Source organism: Dyella sp. CR10 (assembly GCF_055814425.1).
This window is the reverse complement of record NZ_CP185986.1, coordinates 3101404-3121470: the sequence shown is the minus strand read 5'-3', so window position 1 is coordinate 3121470 and position 20067 is coordinate 3101404. Positions and strand designations below refer to the sequence as shown.

At 66.0% G+C, this 20067-nt stretch carries 15 protein-coding genes; 7 read left to right on the top strand and 8 right to left on the bottom strand.

Annotated elements, in window-relative coordinates; genetic code table 11:
• Positions 1 to 9: 9 nt before the first annotated feature.
• The 5 genes from ACNR9O_RS13960 to ACNR9O_RS13940 form a co-directional block, all read right to left on the bottom strand.
• Positions 10 to 1320: an MFS transporter gene (locus ACNR9O_RS13960; RefSeq protein WP_473687851.1), complete on the bottom strand. Its 1311-nt coding sequence runs from the start codon at positions 1318 to 1320 to the stop codon at positions 10 to 12.
• A gap of 29 nt (positions 1321 to 1349) precedes the next feature.
• Positions 1350 to 2522 (bottom strand): OprO/OprP family phosphate-selective porin, encoded by a 1173-nt coding sequence (locus ACNR9O_RS13955; RefSeq protein ID WP_473687853.1) that lies wholly within the window; start codon positions 2520 to 2522, stop codon positions 1350 to 1352.
• 39 nt (positions 2523 to 2561) lie between these two features.
• The gene (locus ACNR9O_RS13950; RefSeq protein WP_473687855.1) at positions 2562 to 3860 is read right to left on the bottom strand and encodes a dicarboxylate/amino acid:cation symporter; all 1299 of its coding nucleotides are present in this window, start codon (positions 3858 to 3860) and stop codon (positions 2562 to 2564) included.
• Positions 3861 to 4113: 253 nt separating this feature from the next.
• Positions 4114 to 5793: a ShlB/FhaC/HecB family hemolysin secretion/activation protein gene (locus ACNR9O_RS13945; protein WP_473687857.1), complete on the bottom strand. Its 1680-nt coding sequence runs from the start codon at positions 5791 to 5793 to the stop codon at positions 4114 to 4116.
• A 133-nt stretch (positions 5794 to 5926) separates the two neighbouring features.
• The gene (locus ACNR9O_RS13940; protein ID WP_473687859.1) at positions 5927 to 7648 is read right to left on the bottom strand and encodes a collagen-like triple helix repeat-containing protein; all 1722 of its coding nucleotides are present in this window, start codon (positions 7646 to 7648) and stop codon (positions 5927 to 5929) included.
• A 496-nt stretch (positions 7649 to 8144) separates the two neighbouring features.
• On the opposite strand from ACNR9O_RS13940, the gene prpE reads away from it, so the two are divergent.
• Positions 8145 to 10037: a propionate--CoA ligase gene (gene prpE, locus ACNR9O_RS13935; RefSeq protein WP_473687861.1), complete on the top strand. Its 1893-nt coding sequence runs from the start codon at positions 8145 to 8147 to the stop codon at positions 10035 to 10037.
• 75 nt (positions 10038 to 10112) lie between these two features.
• Here the strand turns inward: prpE and ahpF are convergent, their stop codons facing one another.
• The 3 genes from ahpF to ACNR9O_RS13920 form a co-directional block, all read right to left on the bottom strand.
• Entirely contained in the window at positions 10113 to 11696 is a 1584-nt protein-coding gene (ahpF, locus tag ACNR9O_RS13930) for an alkyl hydroperoxide reductase subunit F (RefSeq protein WP_473687863.1), read from the bottom strand.
• 177 nt (positions 11697 to 11873) lie between these two features.
• The gene (gene ahpC / locus ACNR9O_RS13925; protein WP_473687865.1) at positions 11874 to 12437 is read right to left on the bottom strand and encodes an alkyl hydroperoxide reductase subunit C; all 564 of its coding nucleotides are present in this window, start codon (positions 12435 to 12437) and stop codon (positions 11874 to 11876) included.
• A gap of 190 nt (positions 12438 to 12627) precedes the next feature.
• Positions 12628 to 13944: a dicarboxylate/amino acid:cation symporter gene (locus ACNR9O_RS13920; protein ID WP_473687868.1), complete on the bottom strand. Its 1317-nt coding sequence runs from the start codon at positions 13942 to 13944 to the stop codon at positions 12628 to 12630.
• A gap of 117 nt (positions 13945 to 14061) precedes the next feature.
• Between ACNR9O_RS13920 and prpB the strand changes: the two genes are divergently transcribed.
• From prpB to ACNR9O_RS13890, 6 genes are all read left to right on the top strand, one after another.
• Positions 14062 to 14949, top strand: a complete 888-nt coding sequence (prpB, locus tag ACNR9O_RS13915; protein ID WP_473687870.1) for a methylisocitrate lyase — start codon at positions 14062 to 14064, stop codon at positions 14947 to 14949.
• 79 nt (positions 14950 to 15028) lie between these two features.
• The gene (gene prpC, locus ACNR9O_RS13910) at positions 15029 to 16174 is read left to right on the top strand and encodes a bifunctional 2-methylcitrate synthase/citrate synthase (RefSeq protein ID WP_473687871.1); all 1146 of its coding nucleotides are present in this window, start codon (positions 15029 to 15031) and stop codon (positions 16172 to 16174) included.
• Between the two features lie 301 nt (positions 16175 to 16475).
• Positions 16476 to 17495 carry a hypothetical protein gene (locus ACNR9O_RS13905; protein WP_473687873.1) on the top strand — a complete coding sequence of 340 codons (1020 nt, stop codon included), beginning with the start codon at positions 16476 to 16478 and terminating at the stop codon, positions 17493 to 17495.
• A 455-nt stretch (positions 17496 to 17950) separates the two neighbouring features.
• Positions 17951 to 18877, top strand: coding sequence for a hypothetical protein (locus ACNR9O_RS13900; RefSeq protein ID WP_473687875.1), 927 nt, complete (start codon positions 17951 to 17953; stop codon positions 18875 to 18877).
• Between the two features lie 58 nt (positions 18878 to 18935).
• Positions 18936 to 19346 carry a hypothetical protein gene (locus ACNR9O_RS13895; protein WP_473687877.1) on the top strand — a complete coding sequence of 137 codons (411 nt, stop codon included), beginning with the start codon at positions 18936 to 18938 and terminating at the stop codon, positions 19344 to 19346.
• On the top strand, positions 19343 to 20029 hold the full coding sequence (locus tag ACNR9O_RS13890; RefSeq protein ID WP_473687879.1) for a C39 family peptidase: 687 nt from the start codon (positions 19343 to 19345) through the stop codon (positions 20027 to 20029). The genes ACNR9O_RS13895 and ACNR9O_RS13890 overlap by 4 nt, the downstream gene beginning before the upstream one ends.
• Positions 20030 to 20067 lie beyond the last annotated feature (38 nt).

Sequence of the window (20067 nt, the reverse complement as noted above, 5' to 3'; positions counted from 1 at the left end):
CGCGGCCGATCAGTCCTCGACGATGCGCGAATGCCGCCGGGTATCGCGCATGCCTATGTATACCAGCAGAGAACAGGCGATGCAGGCGGTGACGTACCAGTAGAAGTATTCCTCATGGCCGATCTTCTTGAACCACAGTGCGATGTACTCGGCCGTCCCGCCGAACACCGACAGCGCCAGCGCATAGGGCAGCCCTACGCCGATGGCGCGGATCTCGGTGGGGAACAGCTCCGCCTTCACCACCGCATTGATCGAGGTATAGCCGCTGACGATGATCAGCGCCGCCATGATGAGGCCGAATGCCTGCCACCAGTCGTGGGTCTCCTTGAGCGTCGACAGGATGGGGTAGGTGAGCAGCGCGCCCAGCACGCCGAAGCCGACCAGCAGCGGCCGCCGGCCGATGCGGTCGGACAGCGCGCCGAAGGCCGGCTGCAGCAATGCGTACACGAAGAGCGCGGCGGTGGAGATCGAGGTGGCGTCCGCCTTGCTCATCCCGGCGGAGTTCACCAGGAATTTCTGCATGTAGGTGGTGTAGGTGTAGAACGCCAGCGTGCCGCCCATAGTGAGGCCGATCACGGTGAGCACTTCGCGCGGATGGCGCAGCAGGGTGCGCAAGGGGCTTTCCAGGTGCGCGGCCTTCTTGAACGAGGTGGTCTCGTCCATGTTGCGGCGGATGATCACCGCGATCACCGCCAGCAGTGCGCCGATCAGGAACGGAATGCGCCAGCCCCAGGCATGCAGCTGCTCGGCGCTGAGCACGAACTGCTGCAGTACCACCAGCAAGGCCAGCGCGATGAGCTGGCCGGCGACCAGGGTCACGTACTGGATGCTGGACCAGAAGCCGCGGCTCTCGCGCGGCGCCATCTCGCTGAGATACGTGGCCGAGGTGCCGTATTCGCCGCCGATCGATAGACCCTGAAGCAACCGCGCCAGCACCAGCAGGATCGGCGCGGCGACACCGATGTGCTCATAGCCGGGCGAGAGCCCGATGATCAGCGAACCCAGGCTCATCATGAACACCGACAGCAGCAGCGCGGCCTTGCGCCCGCGCCGGTCGGCGAAGGTGCCCAGCATCCAGCCGCCCAGCGGGCGCATCAGGAACCCCACGGCGAAGACGCCGGAGGTGTTGAGCAACTGCATGGTCTGGTCGCTGTCCGGAAAGAACACATGGGCGAAGTACAGCGAGAACGCCGAGTAGACATACCAGTCGTACCACTCGACCAGGTTGCCGATCGAGCCGCTGAAGATCGAACGCAAGCGCTGACCGGCCGTCATGGCCGAAGGGCGCGTGGCGAGGATGTCGGTGGTGGTGGTGCTCATGTGGTGCCTTTCTCCTGGCGGCGCTGCGCTCAGAAGTACATCTGCGCGCGAAGCTCCATGATGTCCGGGTTCTGTCGTACGCCGTGCCGGGTGGCGTCCGCTTTCACGTAGTTCGCCTGGAACTTGAAATGTTGGGTGAGGTACCAGTTGGCGCCGAAGGTGAGGTCGTGCTCGCGCCCTCCGCGCACGTTGCCGTGGTCGAGGTCAAGCGCGCTGTAGCGCACCAGCACCTCGACCGCCCCCCAAGGGCTTCGCGGCTTGAGGTTGTTGACGTTGCCGGCCGCATACGGGCGCGATTCGCCGGTGAGCACGTAGCTGCCGAACAGGTAATAACCGTGGGCCATGAAGTCGGGCAGGCCCATGGTGCGGTGCGTGCGCGTCCGCAGGTACTCCCCCTGGAACGATAGCGGGCCGTCGATCCATAGCCCTTCCAGCCCCATGCGGTGGGTGTCGTCCACATGGGTGAGCGGGCCTGTGTCGACGAGGCGGACGTCGGTCAGGCCGTCCTCGGGGCGCGCGCGCCAGCGGGTGGTCGGCGTATGGCGAATACCACGGCCGTCCGTGGTGGCGCTGGGCGTTTCGATCGACGCCGAAGCACCCAGGTGCAGCACGTCGCCGTCGGTTTTCAACGGTGTCCAGGCCGCGCGGGCCGCGACGGTGGTGCCATCGTTGTCGCCTTGCAGATCGGGTCCGAAGTAATAGGCCAGGTTCACGAGGTATGTCTGTCGCTCGAAAGCCCAGTCGACGCCCGTGCGCCGGGTTTCGTAGAACGCCTGCATCGGCAGCGCGATCTCGATGAAGCTGTCGGCGCGCGAGATGGTGACGCCCTCGAAGCCCACCGGCAGCTTGCTGTGGCCGAAGCGGAACTTGCCGTAGTCGTCGCCGAACAGCCAGCGGCTGTCCACGCGCCAATACACGTCAAGCCACAGCTTGGATTGGAAGTCGTAGTAGACGAGCGCATCCCATGCGCCTTTCCGTCGCGCGGTGAAACCCAGCTCCTTGCGGCGGTTCGTATGGGCGTCCTCGATCGTGTCGCTGTGCCGGACGTCGATGGCGTCGTACTGGTAATTGCCGTAGAGACTCCATTCGGTCCCCGTAGCGGTGGTGTACTTGATCGGCCAGTGGTTGATGTCGGCCGCGCGCGTTCCTTCGGTCGCGGACAGGCACAGGGCGCACAAGACGATCCCTTGGACAGGTTTCATGGCAGTTCCGTGGGTCGGGCGAAGGAGTCGGGCGGCTGCTCAGCCGGCGTCGAGCAGGGGAGCTTCATCCGCGGCGGGTGACCGCGGACGGCCATCGAGCGCGGCGTGCAGACTGGCGTGGTCGAGCTCCTTCTCCCAGTGCGAGACCACCACGGTGGCCACGCCGTTGCCGATGATGTTGGTGATGGCGCGTGCTTCGCTCATGAAGCGGTCGATGCCGAGGATCAGCGACAACCCGGCGACCGGCACCGACGGCACCACGGCCAGCGTCGCGGCAAGCGTGATGAATCCCGCGCCGGTGACGCCAGACGCGCCCTTGGAGGTGAGCATGGCGACGGCCAGCAAGGTCAGTTCCTGCGTCAGCGTCAGCTCCACGCCGAGCGCCTGCGCCACGAAGATCGCGGCCATGGTCAGGTAGATATTGGTGCCGTCCAGATTGAACGAGTAGCCGCTGGGCACCACCAGGCCGACCACGGACTTGGAACAGCCCAGGCGCTCGAGCTTCTGCATCAGCGGCACCAGCGCGGACTCGGACGAGGACGTGCCCAGCACCAGCAGCAGTTCGTCGCGGATGTAGCGCAGAAATTTGAAGATGCTGAAGCCGGTGGCGCGCGCGATCGCGCCGAGCACGATCACCACGAACAGCACGCAGGCCAGATAGAAGCTGCCCATCAGCTTCAGCAGCGGGCCCAGGCTGTGCACGCCGTACTGGCCGATGGTGAAGGCCATCGCGCCCATCGCGCCGAGCGGCGCCAGGCGCATGATCATGCCCATGATGCGGAAAAACACCTTGGACAGTGCTTCGAGCAGCGTCATCACCGGTTTGGCGCGTTCGCCCACGTGGATCATGGCGAAACCGAACAGCAGCGCCAGCAGCAGTACCTGCAGGAGATCGCCGTCGCCGCTGAAGGCGTCCGTGAATGTTTTGGGGATCAGATGCAGCAGGAACGGCACAGTGCCTTGCTCGTGTGCGGCATTGGCGTACTTGGCAACCGCGGACGCATCGAGCGAGGCAGGCGTCGCGTTGAAGCCGGCGCCGGGTTTGAGCGTGTTGACCACCAGCAAGCCGATCACCAGCGCGAAGCTGGACACGACCTCGAAATACAGGATCGCCTTCGCACCCACGCGGCCGACCTTCTTCACGTCGGAGACGCCGGCGATGCCAAGCACCACGGTGAGGAAAATGATCGGCCCGATCAACATCTTCACCAGCGAGATGAAGCCTTCGCCCAGCGGCTTGAGGGCGACGCCGGTGGTCGGGTAGTAATGGCCGATCAGGCCGCCCGCGAGGATCGCGAGCAACACCCAGAAGTAGAAGTGGCGATAGAACTCGCGCATCGCGGCGTCCCGGTGGAGGGTGTCCAGGAGCTTGTCAGGCGAGTGGGTGGGGGCAAATAACACATACCGGCTAATGCCGGTTCCCATGCTTCTCCCTCTCCCCTGCGGGGAGAGGGCTGGGGTGAGGGGACCTACGGAGCGGTGAAGCGGGGGCCTTCTTTCGAAGCATGCCCGCTTCGTCGGGCCTCCTTCTCGAGCACCCGCCCCTCATCCGGCTGCCGCCACCTTCTCCCCGAAGGGGAGCCGAGACGCACTAGGGAAACAGTTGGTACGAGAACGTCAAGTCATAGCGCGTATGCCGCGCCAGGTTGTCCTGCGTCTTGTCGCCCACCGGCTGCGCCGCGGAGATGTCCACGGAGTAATGCTTGCCGTCGGTGAAGCGCAGGCCCAGCGCCGCGGTCTGTAGCGTATCCACCGCGGGACGGCTGCCGTTGAGGTAGACACGTGCCGCCTGGCCGAGCACGTAAGGCGTCAACGTCTTCAGCCACTTCGAGCTCACGGTGAATGGGCGGTTGAGTTCCAGCGACGCGCCCCAGCCGCTGTCACCCGAGACCGAGCCCGGGTCATAGCCCAGGCCGAAGCGCGGGCCGCCGAAGCTGATCTGTTCGGTCGAGGGCAATCGATAGTGGCTGTACTGGCCCGTCACGCTGGCCACGCTGACCAGGTGCGCCGGCCAGCTGTCGCTCTGCATCGCGCTGAGGTTGTAGCGGGTGAAGCTCACGTCGGTGGGATTGGCCACCTGCGTGCCGGGGATGTTGGTGACGCCGCGGGCGCCGGCGCCCATCGCGTCCAGGCCCTGCGCGATGCCGAAGCTCAGCTTGCGCGTACGTTTCTCGGCGGCCTGGGTGAAGTCCACTTCAGCATGCAGCACGCGCACGTCCGTTTTCAGCGCCAGCTGCGCGCCAGTGATGAGGTTGCGGTACTTGTCCTCCTGGTTGGAGCCGTACAGGCCGCCGCCGAGGACGAGGCTGCGCCGGCTGGCCAGGATCAGCGGATAGCTGAAGCTCAGATCCAGGCGGTCCTGGCTGAGGCGGTGGCGCAGGTACGAGGGCAGCTGGTTGTCGATATCGGGGTTGCCGTAGAAGTGCGAGGCGTTGAGTCGTCCCATCAGGCCGCTGGAGCCGAGCATCTGCGCATAGCCGGCGCTGTAGAACTCCTGCTTGCCGCGACCCGGCGGGTACAGCGCCGAGGCGCTGAGCTGTTCGGCCAGCGGCGTCATGCCGTTGAGCGAGCCGGCGAAGATGCCCTGCACGCCAGGGTGATTGGTATCGATGCCCGTGCTCATGTCGTAGCGCTGCCGGCTGACGTCGAGCTTCAGTCGTGTCGCGCCATCGGTGGTGGTGGGCGCGGGGATATCCGCCTTGATCTTGGCGCCGGGCAGCATGCCCAGCGTCTGGATGTAGCGCTCGAAGGTGCTGCGGCGCAGGGGGCGGTCGGCGGTGATGTGGGCGGCGATGGCGCGGATCTTCTTTTCCATGTTGCCGGGCTTGCCGGCGATGTCCACTTCGGCCACGTAGCCTTCGACTACGCTGACATTGACCACGCCGTCCTTGAAGCTCTGCGCGGGCACGAAGCAGAACGACAGCGCGTAGTCGTGTTCCTGATAGAGCTTGGTGCAGGCATCGGCGGCGGCGACGAGGTCGGCGATGCGCACGGTCTTGCCGGTCAGCGGCTTGAACAGCGCAGCCACCTGGTCGAACGGCACCGAATGCACGCCACCGATGTCGATGCGCGTGGGAGTGAGCGTGGTGGCCATCAGCGCGGCCAGCTGGTCGTTGCGCTGCTTTTCCACGTTGAGCGTGACGCTGGGCTGCTGGGCGGGCGTCTCGACGCGGGGCAAGGTCTGCAGGGGGTTGGCGACCTGCGGGCGGCTCTGGGCCCAGCCCGCGGTCGAGGTCACGGCGGCGGTGGCGAACACCAACCATCTCCTCATGCTTCGACGCTCCTGTGTGTCGCTTGGCGCTCCATGCGCGCAGACGGCGCGGCGATGGACGCCGCCCGTGCGCGCGGATGGGTGGTCTCATGCGAAGAGGCGGCCGTGCGGCCGCCTCTTCATTCGTTGCTGCTTACTTCTTCAGCAGTCCGCCTAGCAAGCCCCCGCTGTTGGTCGAGGTATTGCCGCCGGTGGACGTGCTGGTGCCGGAGGTACCGCCGGCGGTGGAGCTGAGCGTGCCCACCAGGCCACCGACCAGGCCGGTGACCGCGTTGGTGCCCGAACCGCTGGAGGTGCCGCCCGAGGTCGCCGAGGTGAGCGGCGCGGTCAGGTTGTTCACCAGCGTACCCACGCCGGCCAGCCCGCCGGTGGCGGTGCCTGCGCCGATCGGCGTGGTGGTGACGTTGGCGACCGTGTTGACCACGTTGCTGAGCACCTGCGTTACCGGCTGAGCCGGACCATTGACGGTGTTGGTCACCGTACCTCCGACGCCGGTGACCGTATTGCCCAACGCGTTCACCACGGAGGCGACCGTGTTGGTCACCGGAGCGAGTGCTCCGAGCTGGCCGTTGCTGCTGAGGCTGCTGACCACCGTCGCCGCGCTGTTGACGGTGCCGCCGAGGCCGGAGACGGCCCCGCCGGTACCGGCCAGCGTCACGCCGACCGGATTGGCAATGGCGCCGGACTTGCCCAGCCCGTTGTCGATGCCCGTGCCCAGCGTGGTGAGACTGCCGCCGAGGCTGCCGACGGTACTGCCCAGCGCGGTCGTGGTGGGATTGTTGAGCCCGCCGGGCAGCGAGCCGCTCAGCGACGCACCCACGCCGGTGAGGCCGCCGCCCAATCCGGTGACCGCGCCGCCGCCCGCCTGCGATACCGCCGCGACGAGGTTGGTCGGATTGCCGGTGGCGCTGCCGTTCTGGCCGAGCAGGACGATCGGCGTCAGCGTATTGCTGAGCGTCTGCGTCAGCTGCTTGGGCAGGCCGGTGCCGGTCTTGCTGTTGAGGTCGCCGCCGAGATCGGTGACGCCATCACCCACCTTGGTGACCAGGTTGCCGACCAGCGACGTGATGGGCGTGATCGGCGAGCCCTGGAACGCGCCGACAGCCGTCACGGTGCCGCCGAGGCTGCTCACGGCCTGGCCGAGATCGCCGGTGGAGGTGCCCACACTCTTTACGGTGGTGCCGACCGGGTCGCTGGTGTTGCCGATCTGGCCCAGGCCGCTGCTCAGGCCGTTGCCCAGATCCGCCACCGCTTCACCAGTATTGGTGACCACGCCGGACAGGCCCTGGGTGACCGGGGTATTGCCGAGGATGGTGGTGTTGGGAATCTGCTGGCCGATGCCCGTGACCGTATTGCCGATGCTGGTGACAATGCCGCCGGTGCCGGTCGCCACGGCGCCGACGACGCCAGTGGGCGCGGGCGTCGTCGTACCGCCGCCACCGCCACCGCCACCGTTGTCGCCGCCACCGCCGCCGCCATTGTCTCCACCGCCACCACCGCCCGTGCCGCCGCGACCGCCTCCGGTGCCACCACCGCCGGTGCCGCCGCCTCCGGTGCCGCCGCCGGTGCCGCCACCGCCGGTGCCGCCACCTCCAGTACCACCGCCTCCAGTACCACCGCCTCCGGTGCCACCACCACCGTTGTCGCCACCACCGGAACCGCCGCCGCCGTTGTCGCCGCCGCCGGATCCACCGTTATCGCCGCCACCGGTGCCGCCGGGATTCACGATCCCGCCGCCGCCGCCGGATTTATAAGAACTGTGCCCCGAGCACGCCGAGAGCGATATGCCCGCGGCAAGTATGCAGGTGGCCAGAAGGGTCTGTTTCAGGACGGTGCTCACATGTCTCTTACTCATCGCCATTTCCTCCAAGAAACGCATCCGAGTGACTGGTCATGGGCTGCCGGCGGGACACACACGATGCCCGATCCCCTCCTGGAATCAGGCAAGTTCTGACACATCGCGGGTGTCGTTACCGGATCAGCCACTCCCCTGTCCCAGTGGCATGTGCGCGTCGTTTCCCCATGCCCACCCTGAGCACCTCAACGCGCGTTTGCTGGGCGAGTCGATACTCAGTGATGAAATGTGAAGGATGCGTGTTAATTACAGATTATTTTCGGTATTCACATGATTTATTTCTCGGCTTTGAAAACGGATTTGTTAAACGTGCGGCCTTGGCATTTTCTCTGCATAAAACTTCTTCACGTGGGTTTTTATTGCATCGTTCCAAACGCCATTTTGAACATTTGCATATGTAACTAATCCCGCCTGTGCCGGTACGACCAAGGTCTACTGCAATCGGGCGCCCTGCATGCGCGAGTCTTTCCACCCATAGCTGGCGATGGGTGCGGACATGGACTACGAGACGTTCTACCGGCGATCAGTCGACGAGCCGGAAGCGTTCTGGGCCGAGCAGGCGCGGCTGATCGATTGGGAAACCGCGCCGGCACGCATTCTCGACTACGCCCGCCCGCCGTTTCGCCGCTGGTTCGCCGGCGGCATCACCAATCTCTGCCACAACGCAGTGGACCGGCACCTGGCCGCGCGCGGCGAGCAGCTCGCGCTGGTGGCGATTTCCACCGAGACGGGCATCACCCGCGAGCTGAGCTATCGCCAGCTCTACAGGGAGGTGAACGTATTCGCCGCCGTACTCGCTTCCCTTGGCGTGGGGCGCGGCGATCGCGTGGTGATCTATCTGCCCAACATCGCCGAGGCGGTGTTCGCGATGCTCGCCTGCGCGCGACTGGGCGCGATCCATTCGGTGGTGTTCGGCGGCTTCGCCGCGCACAACCTGGCGCTGCGTATCGACGATGCGCAACCGAAGCTGCTGATCGCCGCGGATGCGGGCATGCGCGGCGGCAAGGTGATTCCGTACAAGCCGCTGGTGGATGCGGCGCTGGAGCAATCGATCGCGCCACCGCCGCACGTGCTGATCGTGGATCGTGGCCTCGACCCGCAGATGACGCGCGTGGCGCGCCGCGACCTGGACTACGCCGAGCTGCGCAAGGATCACGAACACGCCGAAGTGCCCGTGGCATGGCTGGAGTCGAACGAGCCGAGCTATCTGCTCTATACCTCCGGCACCACCGGCAAACCCAAGGGCATCCAGCGCGACGTGGGCGGCTATGCGGTCGCGATGGCGATGTCGATCCGCTATGTGTTCGACATCGCGCCGGGGCAGGTGATGTTCTCCACGTCCGACGTGGGTTGGGCGGTGGGGCATTCGTACAACGTGTACGGCCCGCTGATCGGAGGCGCAACGTCGCTGCTGTACGAAGGGTTGCCTACGCGGCCCGATCCGGGCATCTGGTGGTACCTGTGCGAGCGTTACGGCGTGCGCACCATGTTCTCCTCGCCCACCGGCATCCGCGTGTTGAAGAAGCAGGATCCGGAATGGTTGAAGAAATATGACCTGTCCGCGCTGAAGTGGCTGTTCCTCGCCGGCGAGCCGCTGGACGAGCCGACGGCGCACTGGATTACCGATGGCCTCGGCGTGCCGGTGATCGACAATTACTGGCAGACCGAAACCGGTTGGCCGGCGATCACCCTGATGCCGGGCCTCGAACTGAAGAAGGTGAAGTTCGGCTCGCCGGGATTGCCCGCGCCGGGTTACCGGATGAAGGTCATCGACGAGACGAGCGGACAGGAGGCAGCGCCGGGGCAGAAGGGGGTGCTGGTGTTCGAACCGCCCTTGCCGCCAGGCTGCCTCAGCACGGTGTGGGGTAACGACGAGCGCTATCTGAGCAGCTACTTCAGTCACTTCAAGGAACTGCTGTACAGCTCGCTGGATTGGGCCATTCGCGACGAGGATGGCTACACCACCATCCTCGGTCGCACCGACGACGTGATCAACGTGGCAGGGCATCGCCTGGGCACGCGCGAGATCGAGGAATCCGTCGCTACGCATCCGGCCGTGGCCGAGGTCGCGGTGATCGGCGTGCACGACGAACTGAAAGGGCAGGTGCCGGTGGTGTTCGCCACACTCAAGCAAGATGCCGGCGCATCGACGGGGCCGGTGGCGAAGGCCATGCAGCAGCGGGTGGTCGATCAGCTCGGCGGCGTGGCCAAGCCCTCGCGTGTCTATGTGGTGAGCGCGTTGCCGAAGACGCGCTCGGGCAAGCTGTTGCGGCGCTCGTTGCAGGCGCTGGCGGAGCAGCGTGATCCGGGAGATCTGTCGACGCTGGATGACCCGGGCGCACTGGAGGAGATCCGCCGCGCGCTGGCGCGCGGACCGGACCAGGCATGAAAAAAAATCGCCCGCGCGATGAGCCCCCGCCTGTTGGCGTAACGGGGGCCCGCCGCGCGGGCGAGAGTCAAACGATCAGGCGGCGACGGCTTCCGCTTCGATCACCGGCATGCGGATCAGGTGATCGAAGGCACTGAGCGAGGCTTTGGCGCCTTCGCCCATGGCGATCACGATCTGCTTGTACGGCACCGTGGTGACGTCGCCGGCAGCGAAGACGCCGGGGATCGAGGTTTCGCCACGCGCATCCACTTCGATCTCGCCGCGCGGGGACAGCTTCAGCGTGCCCTTCAGCCAATCGGTGTTGGGCAGCAGGCCGATCTGCACGAACACGCCTTCCAGTGCCACGCTGTGACTCTGGCCGCTGTTGCGGTCGATGTAGGCCAGGCCGCTGACCTTCTTGCCGTCGCCCAGCACTTCGGTGGTCTGCGCGTTCACGATGATGGTGACGTTGGGCAGGCTGCGCAGCTTGCGCTGCAGGACTTCATCGGCGCGCAGCTTGCCGTCGAACTCCAGCAGGGTGACGTGGCCGACGATGCCGGCCAGGTCGATCGCTGCTTCCACGCCGGAATTGCCGCCGCCGATCACCGCCACGCGCTTGCCCTTGAACAGGGGGCCATCGCAGTGCGGGCAGTAGGTCACGCCCTTGTTGCGGTACTCCTGTTCGCCCGGCACGTTCATGTTGCGCCAGCGCGCGCCGGTGGAAAGGATCACGGTCTTGGACTTGAGCGAGGCGCCGTTCGCCAGGTGCACTTCGAACAGCCCGTCGGGATCGGCCGGGGCGATCAGCTTCTCCGCGCGCTGCATGTTCATCACGTCCACGTCGTACTCGTGCACGTGTTGTTCCAGCGAGGCCGCCAGCTTCGGGCCCTCGGTATAGGCGACGGAGATGAAGTTCTCGATCGCCATGGTGTCCAGCACCTGGCCGCCGAAGCGCTCGGCCGCCACGCCGGTGCGAATGCCCTTGCGCGCGGCGTAGATCGCCGCCGCGGCGCCGGCCGGACCGCCGCCGACCACCAGCACGTCGAAGGGCTTCTTGGCCTTGATCTTCTCGGCGTCGCGCTTGGCCGCGCCGGTGTCCAGACGCGCCACGATCTGCTCGACGTCCATGCGGCCCTGGTCGAAGGGTTCGCCATTGAGGAACACGGTGGGCACGGCCATCACCTGGCGCTCGTTCACTTCGTCCTGGAACAGCGCGCCGTCGATGGCCACGTGCTTGATGTTGGGGTTGACCACGCTCATCAGGTTCAGCGCCTGCACGGTATCGGGGCAGCTGTGGCAAGAGAGCGACATGAAAGTCTCGAAGCGGAACTCGCCTTCGAGGTTGCGCACCTGCTCGAGCAGCTCCGGCGCAGCTTTCGACGGATGGCCCCCGACCTGCAGCAGGGCCAGCACCAGCGAGGTGAACTCGTGACCCAGCGGAATGCCGGCGAAGCGCACGCCGACATCGGTGCCCACGCGGTTGATCGCGAAGGACGGCTTGCGCGGGTCGGTGCCGGTACGGCTCACGCTGACCATGTCGGACAGCAAGGCGATCTCGTCCAGCAGTTCCGACAGCTCCTGCGACTTGGCGCTGTCGTCGAGGGAGGCCACCAGCTCGATCGGGTGCGTGACCTTCTCGAGGTAGGCCTTCAATGGGGTCTTCAGATCGGCATCCAACATGGTGGTGACTCCGTCGTATCGGTGATTCGGTTTCTTCGGGGTGAGCGCCACGAGCACCCGGCGGATGAGCCGGGCGTCGCGGGCAGCTTGTGTGTTCCGGAAAGGGGACCCGGCGGGATGTGCCGGGTCCCGGGGCGGCCCGAAAAGGCGGGCCGCAAAGCACGGGAAAGCAGTGGCTTAGATCTTGCCGACCAGGTCGAGCGACGGCTTGAGCGTCTTCTCGCCTTCCTTCCACTTGGCCGGGCACACTTCACCCGGGTGGGAGGCGACGTACTGCGCGGCCTTGACCTTGCGCAGCAGCTCGGAAGCGTCGCGGCCGATGCCATTGTCGTGGATCTCGCACAGCTTGATCTGGCCTTCCGGATTGATCACGAAGGTGCCGCGCAGCGCCAGGCCTTCTTCTTCGATCATCACGTCGAAGTTGCGGGTCAGGGTGCCGGTCGGGTCGCCGACCAGGGTGTACTTGACCTTCTTGATCGCGTCGGACGTGTCGTGCCACGCCTTGTGCGCGAAGTGGGTGTCGGTGGACACGCCGTAGATCTCCACGCCCAGCTTCTGGAATTCGGCGTAATGATCGGCCAGGTCTTCCAGCTCGGTCGGGCACACGAAGGTGAAGTCGGCCGGGTAGAACACCACCACCGACCACTTGCCCTTCAGGCTAGCGTCCGTCACCTCGACGAACTGGCCGTCCTTGTAAGCCTGGGCCTTGAACGGCTTGATATGGGTATTGATCAACGACATCGTTGTTTTCCCGTGTTGTGGTTGTTGGAAACGTAAAGATAGCCCGGAGTCGGGCATATATCTAATTGATTGTTGGGATGGCATCGATTGGTGGTGGCTATCGATGCTCCGGCGCCTGCGCTGACTCTTTAAGCTTGCGCTCTCTATCGTGACAAAAACGCGAGCGGAGCGGCCAGCCAGGCAGGCGCTTTCACTTCTGGCGGGCCTCGGCGCGGCTCACCTGTGCGTCTACGACGGTGGCGGTGACGATGTCGCTGCCCACATTCACCGTGGTGCGCAGCATGTCCAGGATGCGATCCACGCCGAGCACGATGCCGACGCCTTCCGGCGGTACGCCGAACGTGGACAGCAGGCCGGCGATCAGCGGAATGGAGCCGCCGGGGATGCCGGCGACCGCCACCGCGCTCAGCACCGACAGCAGCATCAGCACGCATTGCTGGGCCAGCGTCAGGTCGACGTTGAAGGCTTGCGCGACGAACAGCACCACGCAGCCTTCGAACAGCGCCGTGCCGCTCATGTTCATGGTGGCGCCCAGCGGCAGCACGAAGCCGGCGGTGCTTGGCGCGAGCCTCAGGTCGTCGCGCGCCACCGCCAGCGAAGCGGGCAGGGAGGCGCTGCTGGAGCTGGTCGAGAAGGCGGTGATCAGCAGCGGCCGGATCTGCCGGAAGTAGGCCAGCGGCGAACGCCCGGCCAGCAGCCGCAGCCACAGCGACATGGTGCCGAACAGATGCAGCGCCAGCGCCACTGCGCAGCCGGTCACGAACACCGCGAGGGTGAGCAGGATATCGGTGCCGATCTTTACGATGACGCTGTAGATCATCGCCGGCACCGCGATCGGGGCGAGCTTCAGCGCGAAGCCGACGATGCCGGTCATCAGCTCGCTGATCAGGTCCAGGCCGGCTTGCACCTTCGCGCGCTTGTCCTCGTCCAGGAGCGTGGCGGCGGCACCGACCAGGATGGCGAACAGGATCAGCGGCAGCACATCGCCCAGCGCGCCGCGGTCGTTGCCGACGAAGGCGCCGAACAGATTGCGCGGCATGAACATGTCCACCAGCGTGGCGAAGCTCAGGCCCGGTTGCTCATGCTGGCGCTCCACCGCCAGTTGCGCCTTGCCGCCGTACTCCTGCATCAGCCGCTCGCGCGAGCCGGGCTCCAGGTGATGCCCCGGCTGCAGCAGGTTCATCATGGTCAACCCGATCGCCACCGCGATCAGCATGTTCGCGGCGAACAGCGCGAAGGTGCGCCCGGCCAGCGGCCCGAGTCGATCCAGCCGGCCCAGCTGGGCGACGCCGGAAGCCAGCGAGGCGAACACCAGCGGAATCACCACGAAGAACAGCATGCGCAGGAAGATCTGCCCCAGCGGATCGAACACCGCGGTGGAGAAGGCTTGCATGGCCTTGAGCGCCGGCGGATGGAACTGGCCGACGGCCAGCGTGGCGACGGCGGCGACGACGCCGACGAACAGGCCCCAGAGGATGCGCGTGGCGAGACGGGTAGGTGTGCTCATCCGTTCGAGGGTAAGCGAGGGGCTCGTCCGGGTCACGCAAGAAAATGCGATTGCTGCCCCGCAGCACGAGCTGGAGCGGCCGCACGCGCTAAAATCGCCGCTTTACGCGGAGGCTCCATGACCCAGATCGCATCCCCCGGAGCGCGTTTTCGCGCCGCAGTCGCCCAGGAACAGCCGCTCCAGGTCATGGGCGCGATCACCGCCTATGCCGGCCTGATGGCCAAGCGCGTCGGCTACAAGGCGCTGTACCTGTCCGGCGGCGGCGTGGCCGCCAATTCGCTGGGCATGCCGGACCTGGGCATCTCCACCATGGAGGACGTGCTCACCGACGCGCGCCGCATCGTGGACGCCACCCAGATGCCGCTGCTGGTGGACATCGATACCGGCTGGGGCGGCGCCTTCAACATCGCCCGCACCATCCGCTCGTTCATCAATATCGGCGTGGCGGCGGTGCACATCGAAGATCAGGTCGGGCAGAAGCGCTGCGGCCACCGTCCCGGCAAGGAAGTGGTGCCGAAGGAAGAGATGGTCGACCGCGTCAAGGCGGCCGTCGACGCGCGCACCGACGCGGGCTTCGTCATCATGGCGCGCACCGACGCCGCAGCCGCCGAGGGCATCGACGCGGCGATCGACCGCGCCTGCGCCTACGTCGAGGCCGGCGCCGACATGATCTTCCCCGAGGCCATGAAGTCGCTGGACGACTATCGCCGCTTCAAGGCCGCGGTGAAGGTGCCGATCCTGGCCAACCTCACCGAGTTCGGCTCCACGCCGTTCTTCACCACCGACGAACTGCGCAGCGCCAACGTGGACATCGCGCTGTACTGCTGCGGGGCCTACCGCGCCATGAACAAGGCCGCGCTGAACTTCTACGAGACCGTGCGCAGCGAGGGCACCCAGAAGAACATCATCGACACGCTGCAGACGCGCGAGCAGCTGTACGACTTCCTCGGCTACCACACCTACGAGGACAAGCTGGACGCGCTGTTCGCCAACCAGAAGGGCTGACCCCAGGCCCGGATTTCCCGGCCGTCGCGCGGCGTTCGTGCGTGGCGGCCAGTCGCATGCATTTGAGGAGAGGTATCCGATGAGCGAGCAAGTTCTTCCCAAGGCCAAGAAATCCGTCGCCCTGTCCGGCGTGGCCGCGGGCAACACCGCGCTGTGCACGGTCGGCCGCAGCGGCAACGATCTGCATTACCGCGGCTACGACATCCACGACCTGGCAGCCAAGGGCTGCTTCGAGGAGGTCGCCTACCTGCTGGTGCACGGCGTGTTGCCGAACTGGGCCGAGCTCAATGCCTATCGCGCCAAGCTCAAGCGCTTGCGCGGCCTGCCCGCGCCGGTGAAGAGCGCGCTGGAGCTGCTGCCTGCCGCCACCCATCCGATGGACGTGATGCGTACCGGCTGCTCGGTGCTTGGCACCGTGCTGCCCGAGAAGGAGGATCACAACCTCACCGGTGCGCGCGACATCGCCGACCGCCTGATGGCCAGCTTCGGTTCCATGCTGCTGTACTGGTACCACTTCAGCCACAACGGCAAGCGCATCGAGACCGAGACCGACGACGAGTCGATCGCCGCGCACTTCCTGCATCTGCTGCACGGCAAGAAGCCCAGCGAGCTGCATGCGCACGCGCTGGACAAGTCGCTGGTCCTGTACGCCGAGCACGAGTTCAATGCCTCGACCTTCACCGCGCGCGTGATCGCGGGCACCGGGTCGGACATGTACTCGGCCATCACCGGCGCGATCGGCGCGCTGCGCGGTCCCAAGCACGGCGGCGCGAACGAAGTGGCGATGGAGATCATCGCGCGCTACCGCAACGCCGGCGAGGCGGAGGCGGATATCCGCGCCCGCGTGGAGCGCAAGGAGATCATCATCGGCTTCGGCCATCCGGTGTACACCGTGTCCGATCCGCGCAACGAGATCATCAAGGAAGTCTCGCGCAAGCTGTGCACCGAGGGTGGCAACCCGACGCTGTTCGATGTGTCCGAGCGCATCGAGAAGCTGATGTGGGAACTTAAGAAGATGTTCCCCAACCTCGACTGGTTCTCGGCCAGCGCGTACCACATGATGGGCGTGCCTACGGCGATGTTCACCCCGCTGTTCGTGATCGCGCGCACCTCTGGCTGGAGCGCCCACGTGATCGAGCAGCGCCAGGACGGCAAGATCATCCGTCCGAGCGCCAACTACACCGGTCCGGAGGATCAGGTGTACGTGCCGATCGAAAAGCGCTGATTCGTACCGCTTCGCGCGAGAAAAAGGGAGCCTTCGGGCTCCCTTTTTTTGTTCGCGCACGCGCTTCACGAGAGGGTGTCGCCGTGCGTCTGCGGCGGGTGAAGGTGTCGCGTATGTTTCACGTCCGATCCACGCCCAGTTCGCAGCGGTGCGGTGCGCGATGCGGTCAACTTGGCGGCGGCCATTTGGATGGCCAAATCGCGGCGGCTTTCCCGGCATGCCACGCATCGTCGCCGCCGGGCGCCGCGTTCTCCTCTGCATGGACGATCTCGATCCCAATGCCATCAGGAGTGTGCGACCCATGAATCGATGCATCGGAAGAACGCGCCGGAACAGGTTCGGCGCATCGCTGATCGCCGCCTTGTCCTTCCTGGTCTTCGCGGGAAGTGTCGCGCAGGCGGCCGAGGAAGCGGCGCTCAAGCCCGACGCCGCGCTGACTGCTGTCGGAACGATGGAGCAGCAGCTGCGGCCCCAGGGCGTGCCGGACAATTTCGTGGTGACCCCGAACGGCTATTTCGATCCTGCCTGCGTGCAGGTGGTGCATGAAGGCGAACAGCTGCACCAGGACGGCAGCATCCGGCGTGCGGATGGCTCGCTGCGCAAGCCGGCACTCTGCACGCAGCCGCATTTCGCGATGAACGGCACGCGGATCGAGCCCAACGGCATGGTGAGCTTCCCGGCACGGCAGAACCCGACCATCAACGGCTGGGTGATCGATACGAACTACACCAGCAGCACGCCGATCGGCCGTATCGTCGCCAGCTGGAAGGTGCCGAGCAATCCGTCCAGTTCCGGCAGCCAGGTGATCTATTTCTTCCCTGGCCTGGAACAGCTGCCCAACGTGCAGTCCATCCTGCAGCCGGTGCTGGGCTGGAATGGCTACAACGATCACGCCTGGACCATGGCCAGCTGGAACTGCTGCGTGAGCGGCACGACCTACCATAGCTCGCCGATCAACGTGTCGGTGGGCGACAGCATCACCGGCGACACGTACTCGAACTGCTCGCCGGGCGTCAGCTGTTCCACCTGGAAGATCGTTTCCAAGGATGTCACCAAGAACACCAGCACCACGCTGACGACCAATCCCTATGCCTCGCTGACCTGGGTCTTCGGCGGCGTGCTGGAAGCGTACGGCGTCAGCAACTGCAGCCAGTACCCAAGCAACGGTTCGATCGCCTTCACCAATATCAAGGTCTACGACCTCAACCAGGTGCAGGTCGCGTCGCCTCCGTGGACCAAGGACTATCCGGTCGGTTCGACTGCGCCGCAGTGCAATTACGGCATTACCGCCACGGCCTCCACCACCAACCTGGTGTACTGAGCGGGCCCGGCTCCGCCGCGGGCGCCTGCAACGGGCGCCCGTCTCGCGTGTGCGGCGGCGATGGTCATGCGGCGGGCGCATTCATGCGCAAACGATGTTGCCCATCATGCGCGTGGATGCAACGTTGGCGTTGGCACGGCACACGTGTGTCGTCGGCGTTACATGCATGCACGAGGCCGACATGGCAGTCTCGATGCGATGCCGCCGGCGTTCGACACCGGGCTGATCGACGCGGCGGCGAGGTTCGCAGTAACGCATCTGATGCACTTCGCATCGGCGCACGACGGGTTCTTTGTTCTGCTTTGTGCTCGCCGGCTAGCCCAAGTTGCTGACTTTCCGGGAAGAGTTCGCGTGGCGCTGAGAGTGCGCATGCGCGTGGCACGCATGTTGCCAATGCTTCGGGGCCGCTTAGTTCGGCGAACCAGGGGGCACACGCGTTCCGAAGGAGAGAGTCCATGCGCAAGACACTTATCGCCACGGCGATTCTGCTGGGTATTGGCCTGGCGCTGCCGGCCATGGCGGACGACAACTCGACCAATTCGCACAACAACAGTTCGACCCATACCCGGACCAATTCCAGTCAGGGTAACGACCGCAACAACAGCGGTGATGCTTATTCCACCGGTCAGGGTTCCGCGGGCGCCAACAACGGCGCGACGGCCACTTCATCCATTACCAGTTCCTTCGACACCAGCAAGGCCGTGGCGGTCAGCCGTCTCGACGGCACGGTCACCCAGATCTACGTCAGCGGCATCGGCAACGTAGCCAACAACTGGGGCAACGCCAACGGCGGCCGCGGCGGTTCGGGCGGCGACGCGTATGGCGGCTATGGCACCGGTGCCAGCGGCGGTGCTGCCGGCAATGGCGGCGATGCGCATGCGCGCAGTGGGCATGTGGGCGACAGCTCGGCATCCAGTGGCGCGGCCTTGGCAGGCGCAGGCGCGAGGGGCGGCGACAGCAGCGGCGACAACTATTCCAACGCCGATGCCAGTGCGCGCCGCAACAGTACCGGCGGCACGGCTACAGGCGGTAACGGCGGTTGGGCCGGTGGCGCGGCGACGGCCGGAACCTCCACCCCGACCAGCGGCAGCGCGACGGCCACCGGCGGCGCGAGCGGCGCGGCCGATGCGACCGGCGGTGTCGGCGGCATGGGTGGCGCAGGCGGCGAAGGCGTGGGCGGCGCGGCGGGCGGCGGTGCCGGCGGCAACGGCGCCGCGGGCGGCAGCGCGTGGGCCAATGCAGGCGCCTTCGATATGTCCAATCACATGGATGGCGCCGCGGCGGCAGCGGCGGGCGTGACGGTGATGGCGCAGAACAGCGGCGTGGCCGCGCTCACGCAGCAAAGCGTGAACGTGCAAGCCAATCTCAACGTCGGCCATTGATGCGCCATGGCGTGGCGGGGCCGCGTGCCCCGCCACGTTCGCGCAAGGGAGAACCGCCATGCGGAACATCAAGGCTGCATGCAGCGTGGGTTTGGCGTGCCTGTCGATCGGCGGTTGGGGCGTGGCCTTGGCCGGCTCGCCGCCGGCCTATCTGTCCACCGCACAGATCCCGGCGGGGGCGGTGTATCGCGCCGCTGCGACGCCACGTCCCGACGACGTCGAGGGGCTGGGCACACGGGTGGATACGGGGGTGCTCGCCGGTTTGAGCGGCGGTACCGACGTCAGCGCCAGCATCAGCTTGAACGGCACGGTCAGCGACAACCATGCCGATCATGTCGTCACGGGCTACAACACGATCAGCGCAGGCTCGTTCCAGGGCGCGGCGGGCGTGCCGATGGTGATCCAGAACACCGGTAACAACGTGCTGATCCAGAACGCGACCATCATCAACGTGCAGTTCCGTCCATGAGAGCCGCGCTGCCGCTGGTCTTGCTGACGGCGCTGTGCTGGCACGGCGCGGCGCCGGCGTCGTCGGTCCCGGTGCCCGGAGCGCAGGGGCAGGTGTTCAGTCTGCGGCTGACCAGCCTGAAGGAAGCGCGCTTCCGCAACACCATTCGCCAGAAGTACGACTTCAGTTGCGGCTCGGCTGCGGTGGCGACGCTACTTACCTACCAGTATGGCTATCCGGTCAATGAGCAGGCGGCGTTCGAGCAGATGTACGCGCACGGCGACCGCGCCAAGATCGGCAAGGAAGGCTTCTCGCTGCTGGATATCAAGCGCTATCTCGCGGCCAATGGTTTCGATGCCGACGGTTTCGACGTGCCGCTGGACAAGCTCGAACAGGAACACCTGCCGGCGATCGTGCTGGTGGACGAGCGCGGCTATCACCACTTCGTGGTGGTGAAGGGGCTGCGCGACGGGCGCGTGCTGATTGGCGATCCCGCCTTGGGCACGCGCTCGCTGCCGCGCGCGCGCTTCGAGGCGATGTGGAAGAACCGGCTGATATTCGTCATTCACAACCGCCGTTCGCTCGCCGTGTTCAACGGTGCATCGGACTGGCGCGCCGCGCCGATGGCGCCGCTGGGTTCGGGCATCGACCGGCGTGGCCTGGACGGCATGACTTTGCCCAAGCGGGGCCCGGGGGACATATGAGCAGGCGCGTGCTTGAGCTGAGGTGGTGTCTTGCGTTG

Bases quoted from the DNA above. Each gene is read 5' to 3' on its own strand.
- ACNR9O_RS13960 (WP_473687851.1), bottom strand. From the start codon at position 1,320: ATGAGCACCACCACCACCGACATCCTCGCCACGCGCCCTTCGGCCATG.
- ACNR9O_RS13955 (WP_473687853.1), bottom strand. From the start codon at position 2,522: ATGAAACCTGTCCAAGGGATCGTCTTGTGCGCCCTGTGCCTGTCCGCG.
- ACNR9O_RS13950 (WP_473687855.1), bottom strand. From the start codon at position 3,860: ATGCGCGAGTTCTATCGCCACTTCTACTTCTGGGTGTTGCTCGCGATC.
- ACNR9O_RS13945 (WP_473687857.1), bottom strand. From the start codon at position 5,793: ATGAGGAGATGGTTGGTGTTCGCCACCGCCGCCGTGACCTCGACCGCG.
- ACNR9O_RS13940 (WP_473687859.1), bottom strand. From the start codon at position 7,648: ATGAGTAAGAGACATGTGAGCACCGTCCTGAAACAGACCCTTCTGGCC.
- prpE (WP_473687861.1), top strand. From the start codon at position 8,145: ATGGACTACGAGACGTTCTACCGGCGATCAGTCGACGAGCCGGAAGCG.
- ahpF (WP_473687863.1), bottom strand. From the start codon at position 11,696: ATGTTGGATGCCGATCTGAAGACCCCATTGAAGGCCTACCTCGAGAAG.
- ahpC (WP_473687865.1), bottom strand. From the start codon at position 12,437: ATGTCGTTGATCAATACCCATATCAAGCCGTTCAAGGCCCAGGCTTAC.
- ACNR9O_RS13920 (WP_473687868.1), bottom strand. From the start codon at position 13,944: ATGAGCACACCTACCCGTCTCGCCACGCGCATCCTCTGGGGCCTGTTC.
- prpB (WP_473687870.1), top strand. From the start codon at position 14,062: ATGACCCAGATCGCATCCCCCGGAGCGCGTTTTCGCGCCGCAGTCGCC.
- prpC (WP_473687871.1), top strand. From the start codon at position 15,029: ATGAGCGAGCAAGTTCTTCCCAAGGCCAAGAAATCCGTCGCCCTGTCC.
- ACNR9O_RS13905 (WP_473687873.1), top strand. From the start codon at position 16,476: ATGAATCGATGCATCGGAAGAACGCGCCGGAACAGGTTCGGCGCATCG.
- ACNR9O_RS13900 (WP_473687875.1), top strand. From the start codon at position 17,951: ATGCGCAAGACACTTATCGCCACGGCGATTCTGCTGGGTATTGGCCTG.
- ACNR9O_RS13895 (WP_473687877.1), top strand. From the start codon at position 18,936: ATGCGGAACATCAAGGCTGCATGCAGCGTGGGTTTGGCGTGCCTGTCG.
- ACNR9O_RS13890 (WP_473687879.1), top strand. From the start codon at position 19,343: ATGAGAGCCGCGCTGCCGCTGGTCTTGCTGACGGCGCTGTGCTGGCAC.